We start from the raw sequence: 15,891 nt of genomic DNA on the forward strand, positions 1-15,891 counted from the left end.
AAAAACTGGCATATCAGGACACCAGTCTTATTTAAACCCACATTGTCGTTGCCTCATTCCTAAACAAGACCATTTGAACCGGATTGTGGCTACAATTAACGCGAAGAAGAGCCGGAATCCTTACAGGCTATCTTATTGGATGGCCCCATTGCCCATACCTCCTGTTTCCGTCAATCTGAGGGCAGCATGTAACTACCAGAAGTTTATGTAGAGTGTTGGACCACTTCATGCTCCAGGACATATTGTACTCGTGCCAACTCTTGCTGGAGAGCAGATAATTTGTGCCGGACCGTCTCAAACGATTCATGACGATCGAGTTGCTCTAATGCAAAAGCCAACTCGGTCAATTTTTGTACTCCGACGTTTCGGCAGATTCCCTTGAGCCCATGGGCCGCCAGAGTTAAATCTTCCCAATTTTCCGTCGTGACAGCCTTTTGAACTTTCGAGACGCATTCCAAAACTTCGCGAATAAAATTTTTCAGGACTTTGCACGCAAATTCGTTCCCTCTCAACGTACGCCATTCGTCCAACCGCTCAGCATCCAATGGTTGAGGTACGCCAGATCCGGTTTTGAGAGGATCCAAATTCGTGAGGGGCTTTCGAAGGCGTACGCCGTCGTCAATATGATGGAGTGGGAGGGCCGTTCGTTCCTCTCGTGGTAACCAGCGATGGAGCATGTCCCGGAGTTTATCCGGTTTAATGGGTTTGGTTAAAGTAATCATCCATGCCCGCGGCAAGACATTTTTTCCCGATCACCGGACATGGCATTGGCCGTCACCGCAATTATCGGGGTATGGTGGTGTTCTCCTTCCCAGGCTCGAATCGCTTTGGTGGTCGCATATCCATCCATATCCGGCATCTGACAATCCATCAGGATGAGGGCAAACGGCCTTTTCTGAAGAGTTTCGATCGCTGTCTTACCATTTGATACCATTTCCACCTCATGCCCAAGTTTGTGTAATAAGAGTGAAGCCAGTTCCTGATTCACCGTATGATCATCTGCCACAAGGATGGTACTCGGCTGCTGATTCGGGGATAGGTCTTTGAGAGAATGCAGAGTAAACAAATTTTCCTGGTTCGCCATTTCTGTGGGTTGTTCGGGGGCCATCACAGCCACTAAGCTTTGTTGCAGTTGTGTCTTCCGGACCGGTTTGGTCAGGTAAGCCTGAAATCCCGCACGTTGCGCCTCGTTGCCATCACCGCGCCTTCCGAGCGAGGTTAAGAGGAGGCAGCGAACATTCTGAATTCCGGGGTCGGCCTTGATGGCTCTGACTAATTCCAGTCCGTCCAGATTGGGCATATGCATATCGAGAATTGACAGATCAAAGGGTTTATCCCGGGCCACACCGGCTCGAAGGACTGCTAAGGCTTCCATACCGGAAGAAGCAGAAGTCCCGCCCATTCCCCAATCCTCCGCATACTGGGCTAAGAGATGCCGGTTGGTATCATTGTCATCCACGCAACATACCCGAAGCCCCTCCAGAATCGTTTGATCAGTATCAATGTGAGACGGGAGGTCTTGCCAGTATTTTTGGAGACGGAGCGTAAACCAGAAGACACTTCCTTGTCCTAAGTGACTCTCTACTCCTATGGTACCGCCGGATAACTCCACAATGCGTTTTCAAATAGCCAGTCCCAGTCCTGTTCCCCCGTATTTCCTGGTCGTCGAGCTGTCGGCTTGGCTAAAGGATTCAAATATTTTCTTCTGAGCTTCAGGGGAGATTCCCACACCGGTATTGGAAACCTGAACGCGAATATCGATGTCATGCTCTCCGTCTTCCAGGCGCAGGATCTGTACTCCAATCTCACCTTGTTCGGTGAATTTGATGGCATTGCTCAGAAGGTTGAGTAAAACCTGACGAAATCGTCCGGGATCCCCCATGACAGTAGCATGGACATCGGGGAAGACCCATCCCACCAATTCCAGCCTGCTGAGTCATGAGGATGCTGATTCGGGTTTTTGCTTGGCCGGACACAACCGACCAAAAGAAAAGCACAGCCGTGAATAGGATCGGGCGAAAGGGTACCCGCAAGGAAGATCTCATCGAGTGTCTCGCGCTATCATTTAAAGCTCCAAAGTCATGCTGATTCGGTACCTGCGTCTATTCTCGGGAATGTGATTTCGGCGATGCCTTAAATTGGAGCCGGAGCGCCATAATACTGAACTGTGGTGGCGTAATACCCCCGCCGTTTGTTCTCCCTTCAGTGGAGAAACTGAGGAAATGGACAAAAATCTTGATGGATATGGCCATTCCTTCACTTACGCCACCGGGCCCGCGCAGCAGAAGGGAAATTCCTCCAAATGGTTGCAGCCTTTTTTCCTGTGAATGAGGCAGGCCATCTTCATCCCTTTCTGATTGGGATGGGTTCTTCTTTATATTTTTCAGGGAGTTGGGGATACGAAGGAACAACCGGGAATGAGGGAGAGTGGGGAGCGGTTGAATTTACAGGCCAATGAGGTGGGGCAAAATGCCTCAGATATTTGAGAGTAATAACCCTTTTAGTGACTCAAATTGGCAGAACTGAAAATGCTGAGCAGAGAGAGTAAGCAAAAAAATTATGGAGGTTATCCTTAATTTTAAAGGCAAATGGAGTGGATCATTTTCAACATATTTCTTCCTTCTGATAAAAACACAGACTCTCATTGAAGAGGCATGCCCCTTGCTGTGTCTCTTGTGAGACAATGAAGGGGGTATTGATTTCGAATCAGTGGGATTGATGATCATTAAGGGAGCAGCTGAGGGTCAGATCAGCGGTGAGTGGAAGAAAGGGTGGAAAATTCCCAGGTGGTGAGAGGGATAGATCATAGAGACCCTCTTTTGAAAAAGATCAAAAAAAAGAGGAAGAGGCGCTTGCTCTACCCCCAACAGACCGTGCAGGTAGTAATGACATGCTATAACGAACGAATTTGAGACTGTGGCAAAAGTCAAAAGAAAAGCGGGGACTGTGGAGGATCAAGAGCTCTCTGTCCTTTACGTAGAATGTATTTCAATAGTTAGCTACGAAAAAATTTTCCTTGGAGCAAACCGCGACATTTCTTAAGGAGTGAGATTCTTAAAATTGGTATGAAAGCCCTTCTGAAAACAAAACCGGAAAAAGGGTTCACTCTCATGGACTGGCCGGATCCCCGACCAGGTCCTTCTGAGTGTCTGGTGCGTGTGCAGGCAACTTCCTTGTGTGGAACGGATGCACATATTTATAACTGGGATGAATGGGCGAGCCACCGTATTCATCTTCCCAGAATTATCGGGCATGAAATGTTCGGTGAAGTGGTGGAGGTGGGCCGTGAGGTGTCCTCGGTCAACGTCGGGGATCGGGTGGCTGCGGAGTCTCATCTGACTTGTGGTGTGTGCTTTCAATGCCGAACCTGCCAGGCGCATGTTTGTCAAAACTATCGCATTTTAGGCATTGATTTCGATGGTTCCTATTCGGAATTCGTCTCTCTTCCCGAACGGGTCTTATGGAAAACAGCACGTGATATCCCACCGGAGTTGGGTTGTCTGCATGAACCATTAGGCAATGCGGTCGATGCCGCCTTGGCGGAAGATCTAACCGGGCACACGGTACTTGTGACTGGTTGTGGCCCAACCGGATTGTTTGCGATTGCCGTCTCCCGTCTTGCGGGAGCCGCACGTATCATCGCGACCGATATCAGTGACTACCGGCTGCAATTAGCAAAGCAGCTTGGTGCCGACCATGTGCTCAATGCCAACACGGGATCTCCCGAGGCCTTGGGTGTCTCCTTGTCCGATCTCTTAGGAGGGGAGGGAGTGGATGCCGCGTTGGAAATGTCGGGTGATCCGGTAGCCTTGCATCTGGCGTTTCAGACCGTGAAAAATGGGGGGCGCGTGACCTTGTTTGGCATCCCCAGGGGACAAGTGTGCTTTGATTTGCCCAATGAAATTATTTTCAAAGGCATACGGGTCTATGGTGTGACGGGCCGCCGGTTGTTCGGGACGTGGTATCGGTTGGCCGGATTGTTTAAGGCAGGGCTGAACATTCGACCCGTCGTGACCCATACCATTCCGATGGCTGATTTTGCCAAAGGGTTTGATCTCGTCAATGCAGGCCAATGCGGCAAGGTTGTGATGGTGCCTTAACGCCAAAAAGGAAATTCATCACATGATGAGTTTCCCCACATGTTCAAAGGTCACGAATACGTATGGCCTACCATTCCTTCCAACAACTCCTCCAAGCCCAACTGGAAGAAATACGCTCCGCCGGTTTGTTCAAAGGCGAAAGGGAAATCCTTGGACCACAGGGAGCCAATATCCGTGTGGCGCAGGGTGAGGTCATTAACCTGTGTGCCAACAACTATCTCGGGTTGGCCAACCATCCTCTGGTCGTTCAGGCGGCGGGAGAAGGGTTGCGCCATTATGGTTTTGGCATGGCCTCCGTGCGGTTTATTTGCGGGACACAGGATCAGCACAAACAATTGGAGGAAGGCATCAGTCGGTTTTTGGGTACCGATGACACCATCCTGTATACCTCCTGCTTCGATGCTAATACCGGCCTGTTTGAAACGATTTTGAATGAGGAGGATGCGATCATCAGTGATGCATTAAATCATGCGAGCCTGATCGATGGCATTCGACTCTGTAAGGCCAACCGGTTCCGGTATGCCCATTCCGACATGCAGGAGTTGGAAACGGCCCTGCAGAAGGCTGCCGGTTCACGTGTTCGTCTGATTGCCACCGACGGGGTCTTCTCGATGGATGGCGATTTCGCGAGGCTTGATCGCATTACTGAACTTGCTGAGCGGTATGATGCCGTTGTGCTGGTTGATGACAGCCATGCCACAGGAGTGTTGGGTAGAAAGGGGAAAGGTACTCCGGAGCATTTTGGGGTGGCTGATCGCGTGGACATTCTTACCAGCACGCTTGGAAAGGCTTTGGGTGGAGGCGCCGGCGGCTTCACCTCCGGTCGGCGTGAGATCATCGCATTTCTGCGGCAACGTTCCCGGCCTTATCTGTTCTCCAATGCCTTGCCCCCCGTTATCACGGCTGCGGCCCTGAAGGCATTGGACATCGTGAGGGAAGGGGAGGACTTGCGGATCACGCTAAACAAGCATGCGAAGATGTTCCGAAGCCATCTGGAGGCTTTGGGCTTTCGTCTGGTTCCGGGGCACCATCCCATTATTCCTGTCATGCTGGGAGACGCGGAGTTAGCCACACGTATGGCCGGGCGGTTGCTTGAAGAGGGTATCTATGTCATCGGATTCAGTTTTCCGGTAGTGCCCAAGGGGCAGGCCCGCATTCGGGTGCAAATGTCAGCCGCCCATACCCAGGAACAGTTAGAACGGGCTCTTCTGGCCTTTGAGAACGTAGGACGGGAACTGAATGTCATTCCATAACCCATGACGGTATGACTGCCAACTATCGACAATGTTCCTATGTTCATCGAGGAGGAGAAACGCCTCTGCATGGGTCGACAATCTGGAGTTTTTTCGTACACACCGTCAAGACCTGTCCGCAAGCGGAAGCCCTCGTTTCCATTCCACAAGGCCGGTGGTTCACCTATGCCGGTTTTCATCAGGAGGCCACGAAACTGGCAAAAGGATTGATGGCGCTGAACGTCGGGCGTGGAGACCGTGTCGGCATCTGGTCGACCAATAATCTTGAATGGGTGTTGCTCCAAATGGCCACGGCCCGCATTATTGGGAACAGGTCAAAAGGACGGAAGGCATGGATTCCAGGACCTGAATGTTCGACTGTTTCCCTATAGGGAACCGATGCTGATACGTAGAAAAGGAGTGCCGGGATGAAAGAAGCCTATTGGAGTTTTGAAGAATATTGTGACGACCTGGGACCGGCAAAAATCGTGCATCTCTATGATCCAGCCAGTGGTATGCGGGGAATTGTGGCGATTGACAATATCGCCTGTGGTTCTGCGATCGGTGGGGTGCGTATGGCTGCGGATGTGTCTACGCGCGAAGTCTTTCGTCTGGCGAGAGCGATGACGTTTAAAAATGCCGCCGCCGGGCTGCCGCATGGCGGGGGCAAAGCCGGAATCCTGGCTGATTCTCGAACTCCTGATAAGGCACGCGTGATTCGCGCCTTTGCCCACGCCATTCGCGATCTTGTGGAGTATATTCCCGGGCCGGATATGGGAACAGACGAGACCTGCATGGGCTGGATCCATGACAAAATTAAACGGGCCGTGGGTCTTCCGCGGGTGCTTGGAGGCATTCCACTTGATGAGATCGGGGCCACGGGGTTCGGGCTAGCCGAATGCGCCGAGGTGGCGGCAGCCTCATGTGGCCTCACGCTTAAAGGCGCAACTGTGGCCATCGAAGGTTTTGGCAACGTCGGGAAGCATGCCGCCACCTTCCTGCAAGACAAAGGCGCCACACTCGTCGCTGCCAGTGATAGTCGTGGAACGATGTATGATCCCAGAGGGATCTCTGTTGCCGACCTGGTCCAAGCCAAAGTGGAATCGGGTAGCGTTCTGGGGTATGCGGGAGGCAGGAGGCTGGGTCAAGAGGAAATTTTTGGTTTGCCCTGCGATATTCTGATTCCCGCCGCCCGTCCGGATGTCATCCACCTCAACAATGTCGATGCCATTCAAGCCAAATTGATTTTGCAGGGAGCCAATATTCCTGCCACCCTAGAGGCCGAAACCAGATTGCATCAACGGGGTATCCTGACTATTCCTGATTTTATCGCCAATGCCGGAGGTGTGATCTGTGCCTCCGTGGAATACCATGGCGGGAATGAGACTCAAGCGTTTCAGGCCATTTCAGAAAAAATCCGACGCAATACGGAAGAAGTGCTCATGCGAAGCCTAAAGAAAAAAATTGAGCCCCGCAAGGCGGCTATGGATCTGTCCCGGGAGCGAGTCCTGCAGGCGATGACATTCCGGTCCAGTGAATAATGATAGCCATCTCCGGCGGCACCCGTGGCGACGGATGAGCGGGAGTGTCGGGCAAGTGGTAACAGACCGCATGGTCTCAGTTATGTCACATGATGTGGCGGGATTCTCCTCAACATCGAATTCTTGACGTAGCTGATATGATTAACATAGCACGCAAAGATCATTAATCCCCAGGATTTGGCAGGAATCCATGATGATACACAAAGACAATTTTTACCCTCTCGAAACGAAAGCGAGCAGGGACCCTGGAAGCGATGAAGCGTATTCTCCTGGTCGATGACCATCAGATGGCCCGAGAAGCCTTAAAGCATTTCCTTGAGATGCAAGGGTATAGCATTGAAGAAGCGGAAAACGGGGCGGTCGGGTTGGCCCTGATCCAGCAAGGGAGGATTTTCGATCTTGTGATTTCCGACAATCAGATGCCCGTGATGACGGGGCTGGAATTCGTCCAACGACTGGCCCAGCAATCTTATATCTCCACCCATCCCTTGATCCTATACTCTGGCCAGCTGACTCCGGAATTAGAACAACAGGTCCGTGCCTTAGGGGTCTATGCAGTTCTCCAAAAACCCTACAATTTACAAGATCTGCTCGTTATCGTTCGTCGGGCCATTTCAGATTCTGATGCTTGAACGCAAGAACGCGTTTCTAACGTCAGTAGTCCGGTTAGGACCGGTCCTTTCTTCCCATTGTTGTTCATATTGGTTATTTTCACTTGTCAGCATTAGGGTCGTTTCGCTCCAGACAAATGATCGAACATGCACGGAGGAATTCCTTATGAATGTGAAGTGGAAAACAGATGATGATGGATGGAGTCCTTACCTGGCAGGTGCTTTAGTCGGCCTTCTGGCCATTGTTTCGGTGTATGCTATCACCCAGTTGACGGGAAAGACCACCTACTTGGGCGCATCGACGACGTTCGTGCGTGCGGCCGGTATGTTTGAACAAACTGTGGCTCCGGAGCATGTCATCGTCAACGAGTATTTTACAAAAGAGAAGGTGCGTGTTGATTGGCAATTCATGTTGGTTTTCGGCATTTTCCTTGGGGCGCTGCTCTCCTCAGCGACGGACCGAAGCTTTAAACTGGAGCGTCTCCCACCGACATGGGAAGAACGCTTTGGGTCATCCCTGACAATACGGGCCATGGGGGCTCTACTGGGAGGGATCATCGCCATGATCGGTGTGCGAATGGCTGACGGTTGTCCCTCCGGCCATGGGTTGAGCGGCATGATGCAACTCTCGGTCAGTGGATTGGTCGCCATGGCAATGTTCTTCGGAGTCGGGGTGGTGGTGGCCGCTTTCGTCTATGGGAGGAGAGTGTCATGAGCGTCGATCAGTGGCTGGGGCTCGTGACGGGGATGTTGTTTGGATTTTTCTTGCAGAAAGGTCGAGTATTGCGATTCGAAAAACAAATTGGGGCCATGTTGCTAAAGGATATGACGATTCTGAAGTTTATGCTGTCTGCGATTCTCGTCGGCATGGTCGGAATAACCTTGCTGACGGATGCCGGGTTGGCCACTCACCACCATAAGCCGATGAATCTCGGTGCCATCCTGCTTGGAGGAGCTCTCTTCGGGGTCGGGTGGGCGGTGATGGGGTATTGTCCGGGCACATCGATCGGCGCGTTGGGCGAAGGGCGCTGGCACGCCGTCTTCGCGGTGGCGGGAATGCTGCTAGGAGCGGCCCTCTATGCGGAACTCTATCCCTTCTTCACATCAACGGTTCTGGCATGGAAAGATTTTGGAAAGATCGGCCTGCCGGACGCGCTGGGCGTGTCGGCCTGGGTCATCATTCCGATGTTTTGGGCCGGAGGCCTTCTCTTATTTCGTTGGTTCGAGAGAAAAGGACTCTAATTGTTCAGTGAGGAACGAAGTATCAGCTCCACCGGGCTCTAGGAAGCGCCCGGTGAGGTGGAGGATCATCTTCGTTGATCATAGAGAACAAACGGTTGGACTCAGATGAAGTAAAAGCCCGGGGGAATGTTGGTGTATTAAAGGACGATTATTCCGGAGTTAAGGCGAAAATGAATGCAGTGGTGGCCGCGGCAATCAAGAGGGTTCGAAGACCCGCCCAAAGCCAGAAAGTGTGACTGATTCGTCCCAGGTATACGCCAAGCAGGAAAATGATGATCAAGGCCAGGACAAATGCCAATTCCAGCGGAGGAAGAGCTAGTGGCTTCAACAGTGGAGCTGCCCACAAGGGCAGCAGGATCACCAGTGAGATGGTCAGGGGAGCGATCCCATTTACGAAGGCAATGACGACCGGCAGGAGCCGAGCGGCTCGTCCATGGGCTGATTGCCTCAAATCGGTCATCATGGCTTTTTCGAGCTCCCTGAGTTCTCTGCGTTTTTCCGCAGCCTCGCTAATATAGGCGCTACTGATGCCGCTCATCCCCAGGGCAATGGCCACCCCGAGGCAGGCACTGATGACCACAGGCAATTTGACTTCGTCGCTCACATAGAATCCCACCAACAGACCCAGCATCGTGAGTGCGCCGTCGAATCCATTGACGACAAAGTACCGGCGTGCGATGAGATGGGAACGTGTGAGTGTGAGAAGCCAGGTAAGCTCTGCAATCAGGGACGCCATGGTTAAGCGGGTTCGGTATCGACCGGTCCATTCTCCACATCGACTTCGTCGATACTATGGATCGATCCGCCCAAAGAACTAATGGTTTCAGTGATGGCGCTGAAAGGCACCTGTTCTCCCTCAATCATCAGCAGGACTGTTTCTGTTTTTTCATCCATCGCCGCGACTGTTAATTTGATTCGACATCCAGGCACTTTTTCTGCAATAGCCGTGGTAAAGTCAAGGGCGTTAGGGTTATGGGGCTTGAGGACATCAAGGACAATGCGTTTGATCTGAACCATCGGGCGCGCTCCTGGGTAAATGAGAACAAGACAGCCAGGATATGATATCGCATTCCATAGGCAATGTAACCGCTCTTGTCTCTTGGAATCGTAAATGGGAGTTAAGCCGGATCATGTCGAACCGTGTTCCGTCTCACGTGAGGGTGGAAACAAAAAAATTTCAGGTGCGCAGGATTCTTCTGCCGGGCTGCCATGATTCAAGAGGTCTCTCGATCAGGTTCATCTGGAATGATGGGTTGCCTGTCAGATCCCACACCCAAATTGCACAATCGGCTTATGATAGAATAGGATGATGAAGCTGAAAAATCTCATATGGTGTTTGGTGCTGGCTCTAGGGAGTACGGGGGGATGCGCGTCCTCGCCCGTGGAAATACCGGAAATTCTTCAGAATCAGATTGATCCCACGCTCACGTTTTCGGATGTGATTCAACATCCTGGGGCCTATCAAGGAAAGATGCTTGTGCTTGGAGGGGAGGTTCTGTCGGCCCAGCGTCTTGCGGAAGGTACCCGGCTTGAGGTGTTGCAATTACCCTTGGATGAATACCAACGACCCGTGGCAACTCGCACCGACTCACAAGGCCGGTTTATTGCCATGGAGAAAGCCTTTCTTGATCCGGCCCTGTTCCCGGCGAATACTCAGGTCACCCTCGTGGGAGAGGTGACGGGGACGGTTTCCGCCAAGCTTGATGAAATGGATTATCAGTTTCCAGCCGTGGTGATCAGGCACTTATATGTGTGGAAAGATCCGGCTTTGATTCAGGCAAGCCGCTCTGGTCCCTGGTACAGCATCTTTGGTGGCGGCAGCACCGGAGGCCGGGTTGGTGGCGGGGTAGGGGTGGGTATAGGCTTTTAATGTCGAATCGCTCTTTCCGTTAGAGCTTTTGTTTCTCATAACGCGTTCGGCTAGGCGTTTGGGGGATGAATCTTCATACTAGTACTCCGAGTTATTCAGGTTTTCTCTCTCTCTTCTCCGCACCATTTTTAGCTTTCTTATACACAATTTAAAGGTGTCCCGCTTCCTTCATATCCTGAGGTGTGATGGGGCATGTGGTTCTTTCCTTAGCCACGCCAGTGCGTCTAAGATATCGATTGAATCTCCCTCCGGAGCTTTTCAATAATTTACGGCGGCAAGGCAGGCCCTGGCTTGGGCAGTTGCCAAAAAACAAAGGCGTAAGATGAACAACGAGCAGGAAGAATTGACACCGTATGTGAATTCCGATGGTGAGGGGCGAGCACAAGGCATGTTTGGAACAGCCAGACGGGCTACGGCTTTTTATCGGAATCAGATGATCAACGAATTAAACGAGAAAATGCAGTCGTTTATAGCCAGACAGGAGATGGTTTTTCTTTCGACCGCCAATGCCGAAGGCGAATGTGATTGCTCGTATCGAGCAGGGACTGCCGGGTTCGTCAGAGTGCTCAATGCCAATATGTTGGCCTATCCCGAATATCGCGGGAACGGGGTCATGGCGAGCGTCGGCAACATTCTTGAAAATCCCCGGATCGGCCTGCTGTTCATCGATTTTTTACAAAGTACGGTCGGTCTGCATGTAAATGGACAGGCACGTGTGATGACTAATGAAGAAGTGGTTGCCATGCCGGAAATTCCCCAGGCCCTGGTTGACGCTTCGCAGATGAAAGGGGGACAACATCCCGAATGTTGGGTGATGGTAGAAGTCGAGGAAGCCTATATTCACTGTTCCAAGCATGTTCCTCTGATGAAAAAAGTTGAGAAGGAACTGCATTGGGGAACGGATGACGAATGGCACAAAGGTGGGGATTTTTTCCAGGTTCAATCCAACCAATCAAAGGCCATTTCATCTGAAGAATAGAAAAAGTCCGTTTGGATTGAGAAGGTATAAGGCTCACGTCAAGGACGTATAGGAATCTGTTGGTTCGTGAAGGGTAAGGCACGGAACGCTTCTCGAAAAATAACCAGACAAGAAGATGAGTGTATGGTCCTGGTAGACCAGGCCTGGGATCACTACTTGTTCTTGTAGTCCCGTCTGGATGGATAGCCCATTTTTCGGCAAGACTCAGAGGGTTTGCTTTTCCCATATTTCCATTATGGAAGGGTCGCAGAGGACTGTTTTAATTCATCTTGCAGAGCGGCTTGCACCCGCTCGAATTCAGATTGCAATGATACGAAGATGGCTTGAGCTTTTTCAAGATTTTGAGTTTGTCCCATCTGCTCAAGTTGGAAGGCTAATTCGGCAAGTGGCTTGGCGCCAATGGTTCGTGAGCAACCTTTGAACGCATGCGCCACCTTGTTGAGGGAATCACTCTTGTTTTCCTGTATCGCCAGGTTGATTCCATCCATGTGTGTCACGGAATCCTGACAAAATTGCTCGATGACGGAAATAAAAAATGCAGGATCCTCATCTCCTCCCAATCGGCGTAGGTCTGCAAGAGTCGCCGAATCCAGGGGTGGCGAAAGGTCCGGTGTGGACGCTCCGGATAGGAGTGATGCCTCCTGATTGTCTAATTGATGAGATTCTGTTTCACCCTCATGGTTTCTCGTTGAAGAAGCCTGGAAGAGCCATTTTTCCAAGACATGTCTCAGATCTTCTAATTTCACCGGTTTGGATAAAAAATCATTCATGCCGGCTTCCAAACATTTTTTCCGATCACCAGCTATGGCGGCGGCCGTCATGGCAATGATAGGCAGTTGTGGAATGGTACGTTCTCGTTTTCGTATTTCCCTGGTAGCCTCAAATCCGTCCATCTCCGGCATTTGACAGTCCATGAGCACACCGGCATAGGCGGTCCGTGTCATGGCTTCAACCGCTTCACGTCCATTTGCTGCAACATCCACCTGATAGCCGAGTGTGTTCAGCATGCGAACGCCGACTTTTTGGTTAACCAGATTATCATCGACCAGGAGGAGTCGTTGCCCTGAGCCTTTGCTCAGGTCCCTCGCGGGCAATTGAATCGTGGTGGACGAAAGGGCCACGTCAGACCTTCTCATGACGTTTAATAGACATTGATATAATTGCTTGTAGCGAACCGGTTTGTAAACAAAGGCAGCAAAGTGCTTTTGAGTGAGGCTGTGAGTATTTTCGACACGTTTAATCAAAGGATTAAGCAAGATCAAGCGTATGGACGCCAACTGCGGATCGGCTTTAATCGCTTTGGCCAGTTCGAGACCATCCATGCCAGGCATGTTCAAATCGATGAGAGCAAGGTGACAGGGTTCTCCGTTCAAGGCACGTTCCCGGAATAAGGACAGGGCCTTCTCTCCATTTTCCGCTTGGATACTTTCCATGCCCCAATAGTTTGTATATTGTTGAAGTAGCATTCGATTTGTGGCGCTTTCATCGATGAGACCAATACGCACACCCTCAAATTCGCGAGGCAAAACCTTATCGAGTATCCGGTGAGACTGTTGGCTGCCTAATCGGATGGTGAACCAGAAGCAGCTCCCTTGACCCAATTCGCTGTGGACTCCGATCGTTCCTCCCATGAGTTCAGCCAGCATCTTGGATATGGAGAGGCCTAATCCTGTTCCTCCGTATTTCCGGGTTGTGGAGCTGTCTTCCTGGCTAAAGGCCTGAAACAGTCGACCCTGGCCTTCAGGGGTTATCCCAATACCCGTGTCGGTAATCATGAATCGAAAAAGGCCTGTTCTGGAAGTTTCCTCTTCGGGTACAACCTGAACCACAATTTCACCATGAGTGGTAAATTTAATTGCATTGCCAATGAGGTTCATCAAAATCTGGCGAAGTCGTACCGGATCACCTTGGACGGTGGTGGGAATTTCCGGATTGATCGAGCTCATCAACTCTATCCCCTTTTCCTGAGCCTTAAGGCCTAACAGATCGACCACGGCATCCACCGTCTCTCGAAAGTCAAAGTCTATCGTCTCGAGTGTCAGCTTGCCCGCTTCAATTTTTGAGAAATCGAGAATGTCATTGATGATTGTGAGAAGCGCATCACCCGAATCCTTGATCGTGAGCAGACAGTCTTGCTGGTCTTCGCTGAGAGGTGTGCCGAGCAAAATATCCGATATGCCGATGATGCCATTTAACGGCGTTCGGATTTCATGACTCATCATGGCCAGGAAGTCGGCTTTTGTTTTCGTCGCGGCTTCGGCTTCAGCTTTGGCATGAATCAAGATGGCTTCTCCTCGTTTGCGTTCCACCACCCGTCCAAGCTGTGCTCCGACATACCCCATGACTTCTAATAATTTCGCATCCGGCTCCATCGTTTCCGTCGAAAAAAACTCCAACACGCCTACCACCTGTTCCCCGATGATAATTGGAAATCCAAATCCAGCCTTCACGCCAATATCTTTTGCCTGTTTGGGTCTGAGAAAATGGGGATCCTGGGTCACATCCCGAATCCAACTGGGCTTTCCACTGGCCAACACCCGACCTGGAAGACTTTCGCCGGCTTGAAAATCGGTGTGTTCGGTAATGAAACGAAAGGTCTCAAAGCGTTCGGGATGTTCCAAATGCCAGAGGGCAGTGGGAATGAGAGTGTGGCTGGTATCTTCAGAGAGGAGATACAAGTGTCCGACAGGCCACCCGGTATTCTGACAGATCAAATCCATACTGATTTGCATCGCGTCTTCAATAGTCGAGGATTCGTTTGTGGCCTTTGCAATCTCCTGAAAGAGTGTATCAAGTCTGGCCCCATAGGCTAGGGCGGCATCCATTTCTTGGCGTCGTCGTTGCTCCGTATTGATCGTGTCTAATACCAGGTTATATTCTTCCGCGATCTGGCCAACCTCCGTATGAGGCTCTGAAAGGACATGACGGGTAAAGTCATGACCGGTTCGTTGCTCTTCCATTTGGACAAGAAGATCCAGAATGGCCGTGCCGGCGCCATGTTCTGTCATGTTGAGCCCGATTCGTTCCTCCTCGGCTGTGACACGGAGGGGTACCCATTGATTGATCAGCCTGAGAATGGCGAAGCCCATACCAAATGCCCAAAAGAAACAGATTGCACTACCTAGAATTTGAATGCCCGCTTGTTCCCAGACGGTGAGCCCTGTGCCCCAGGAGTCCGGAGTACTCAAGAAAGGAAAGACAACGGTGCCCCACACCCCTACGCAGGCATGAACGGGTACGACGCCTATAGCGTCGTCAATGTGCAAACGTTCAAGAATGATGGTCGCTCCGACACAGATAATTCCGGCTCCGACGCCGATGAGAATCGTGCCTCCAGGCGACATGATATTGGCGGAAGCGGAAATACTGACCAGACCGGCCAGAACACCGTTAAGGGCATAACTGACATCCGGCCGTTTCAGGTGATACCAGCTTAATGCAAGAGCCGCCAGCGCACCTGTGGCTCCGGCAAGGGTTGTATTCACCAGAATCTGCGAGGTTTTATGGGTAAACTCGAGACTACTTCCTCCGTTAAAACCGTACCATCCGAACCACAGCAACAAGACTCCAAGCGTGGCTAATGGCAGATTCTGGCCCTGGATAGGCACGGCATTGTCCGAAAAGCGACCATGCCGGGGTCCGATGACCAAAACGGCCGCCAACGCCACCCAACCTCCCGTCGAATGGACGACGGTTGAGCCGGCAAAGTCAATAAATCCGAGTTGATTCAACCATCCGATGTTCTGCCCTGTGGCTAATCCTCCCCACATCCAATGGCCAACAATGGGATAGATGAGAAGAGACACAATGAGGCTGGTAACCAAATACCCAGTAAATCGCATCCGTTCGGCAACGGCACCGGAGACGAGGGTTGTGGCAGTCCCACAAAATACCATCTGAAAGAAAAAAAACGCCCACAGCCATCTCTGCTCGTGTGCATCAAAAAGAAACCACTCCGTGCCGATGAGGCCGGCTGCCGTTGGTCCGTGCATGAACGCAAATCCTGCCACCCAAAAGGCGAGGGAAGAGGTACAAAAGTCAACCAGGTTTTTGATCGCGACGTTGATGCTATTTTTGGCTCGAACACGACCTGTTTCCAAACAGGTAAATCCCCCTTGCATGAGCATGACGAGGGCCCCACAGATCAACAGCCATAAAACATCAATGTTTGAAGCATTGTCAGGCATACGATTGGCTAATCCATCATGGGAAAAATCCGGTGGCGTTGGTGAGAAAAGATGTACAGGGGGGACGGTATGGTTTCATATAAACAGTGCGGGATACCCCTCAGATTGCTGAGCGGAGAAATGCGGACA

At 51.3% G+C, this 15,891-nt stretch carries 15 protein-coding genes; 9 read left to right on the forward strand and 6 right to left on the reverse strand.

The annotated features are described in order from the left end of the window. Positions 1 to 203: 203 nt before the first annotated feature. The 3 genes from ACTRXD_RS17305 to ACTRXD_RS17315 are packed head-to-tail and all read right to left on the reverse strand — an operon-like array spanning position 204 to position 1,918. Positions 204 to 722: an Hpt domain-containing protein gene (locus tag ACTRXD_RS17305; RefSeq protein ID WP_442433030.1), complete on the reverse strand. Its 519-nt coding sequence runs from the start codon at positions 720 to 722 to the stop codon at positions 204 to 206. Beyond that, the gene (locus ACTRXD_RS17310) at positions 719 to 1,612 is read right to left on the reverse strand and encodes a response regulator (protein ID WP_442433031.1); all 894 of its coding nucleotides are present in this window, start codon (positions 1,610 to 1,612) and stop codon (positions 719 to 721) included. The genes ACTRXD_RS17305 and ACTRXD_RS17310 overlap by 4 nt, the downstream gene beginning before the upstream one ends. Before the next feature lie 9 nt (positions 1,613 to 1,621). Continuing rightward, a complete protein-coding gene (locus ACTRXD_RS17315; protein ID WP_442433032.1) occupies positions 1,622 to 1,918 on the reverse strand; it encodes an ATP-binding protein in 297 nt (98 codons plus the stop codon). Positions 1,919 to 3,065: 1,147 nt separating this feature from the next. On the opposite strand from ACTRXD_RS17315, the gene tdh reads away from it, so the two are divergent. The 7 genes from tdh (at position 3,066) to ACTRXD_RS17350 (ending at position 8,726) form a co-directional block, all read left to right on the forward strand. Further along, a complete protein-coding gene (gene tdh, locus ACTRXD_RS17320; RefSeq protein WP_442433033.1) occupies positions 3,066 to 4,100 on the forward strand; it encodes an L-threonine 3-dehydrogenase in 1,035 nt (344 codons plus the stop codon). 62 nt (positions 4,101 to 4,162) lie between these two features. Beyond that, entirely contained in the window at positions 4,163 to 5,353 is a 1,191-nt protein-coding gene (gene kbl, locus ACTRXD_RS17325) for a glycine C-acetyltransferase (protein ID WP_442433034.1), read from the forward strand. A gap of 11 nt (positions 5,354 to 5,364) precedes the next feature. Next, positions 5,365 to 5,724, forward strand: a complete 360-nt coding sequence (locus tag ACTRXD_RS17330; RefSeq protein WP_442433035.1) for an AMP-binding protein — start codon at positions 5,365 to 5,367, stop codon at positions 5,722 to 5,724. 36 nt (positions 5,725 to 5,760) lie between these two features. Next, entirely contained in the window at positions 5,761 to 6,873 is a 1,113-nt protein-coding gene (locus ACTRXD_RS17335; protein ID WP_442433036.1) for a Glu/Leu/Phe/Val family dehydrogenase, read from the forward strand. Between the two features lie 254 nt (positions 6,874 to 7,127). Next, the gene (locus ACTRXD_RS17340) at positions 7,128 to 7,505 is read left to right on the forward strand and encodes a response regulator (protein WP_442433037.1); all 378 of its coding nucleotides are present in this window, start codon (positions 7,128 to 7,130) and stop codon (positions 7,503 to 7,505) included. Beyond that, positions 7,498 to 8,199, forward strand: coding sequence for a YeeE/YedE thiosulfate transporter family protein (locus tag ACTRXD_RS17345; protein WP_442433038.1), 702 nt, complete (start codon positions 7,498 to 7,500; stop codon positions 8,197 to 8,199). The genes ACTRXD_RS17340 and ACTRXD_RS17345 overlap by 8 nt, the downstream gene beginning before the upstream one ends. Beyond that, complete coding sequence (locus ACTRXD_RS17350; protein WP_442433039.1) at positions 8,196 to 8,726, forward strand: DUF6691 family protein; 531 nt, start codon at positions 8,196 to 8,198, stop codon at positions 8,724 to 8,726. The genes ACTRXD_RS17345 and ACTRXD_RS17350 overlap by 4 nt, the downstream gene beginning before the upstream one ends. 148 nt (positions 8,727 to 8,874) lie before the next feature. Here the strand turns inward: ACTRXD_RS17350 and ACTRXD_RS17355 are convergent, their stop codons facing one another. Next, positions 8,875 to 9,462: a hypothetical protein gene (locus tag ACTRXD_RS17355; protein WP_442433040.1), complete on the reverse strand. Its 588-nt coding sequence runs from the start codon at positions 9,460 to 9,462 to the stop codon at positions 8,875 to 8,877. 2 nt (positions 9,463 to 9,464) lie between these two features. After that, positions 9,465 to 9,743, reverse strand: coding sequence for a DUF211 domain-containing protein (locus tag ACTRXD_RS17360; protein ID WP_442433041.1), 279 nt, complete (start codon positions 9,741 to 9,743; stop codon positions 9,465 to 9,467). A 289-nt stretch (positions 9,744 to 10,032) separates the two neighbouring features. Between ACTRXD_RS17360 and ACTRXD_RS17365 the strand changes: the two genes are divergently transcribed. After that, positions 10,033 to 10,596 (forward strand): Slp family lipoprotein, encoded by a 564-nt coding sequence (locus ACTRXD_RS17365; RefSeq protein ID WP_442433042.1) that lies wholly within the window; start codon positions 10,033 to 10,035, stop codon positions 10,594 to 10,596. A gap of 322 nt (positions 10,597 to 10,918) precedes the next feature. Continuing rightward, a complete protein-coding gene (locus ACTRXD_RS17370; RefSeq protein WP_442433043.1) occupies positions 10,919 to 11,575 on the forward strand; it encodes a pyridoxamine 5'-phosphate oxidase family protein in 657 nt (218 codons plus the stop codon). Between the two features lie 233 nt (positions 11,576 to 11,808). Here the strand turns inward: ACTRXD_RS17370 and amt are convergent, their stop codons facing one another. After that, positions 11,809 to 15,762: an ammonium transporter gene (gene amt / locus ACTRXD_RS17375; RefSeq protein WP_442433044.1), complete on the reverse strand. Its 3,954-nt coding sequence runs from the start codon at positions 15,760 to 15,762 to the stop codon at positions 11,809 to 11,811. Between the last annotated feature and the right edge of the window lie 129 nt (positions 15,763 to 15,891).

The sequence above is a fragment of the Nitrospira sp. T9 genome (assembly GCF_052156535.1).
Classification (GTDB): domain Bacteria; phylum Nitrospirota; class Nitrospiria; order Nitrospirales; family UBA8639; genus Nitrospira_E.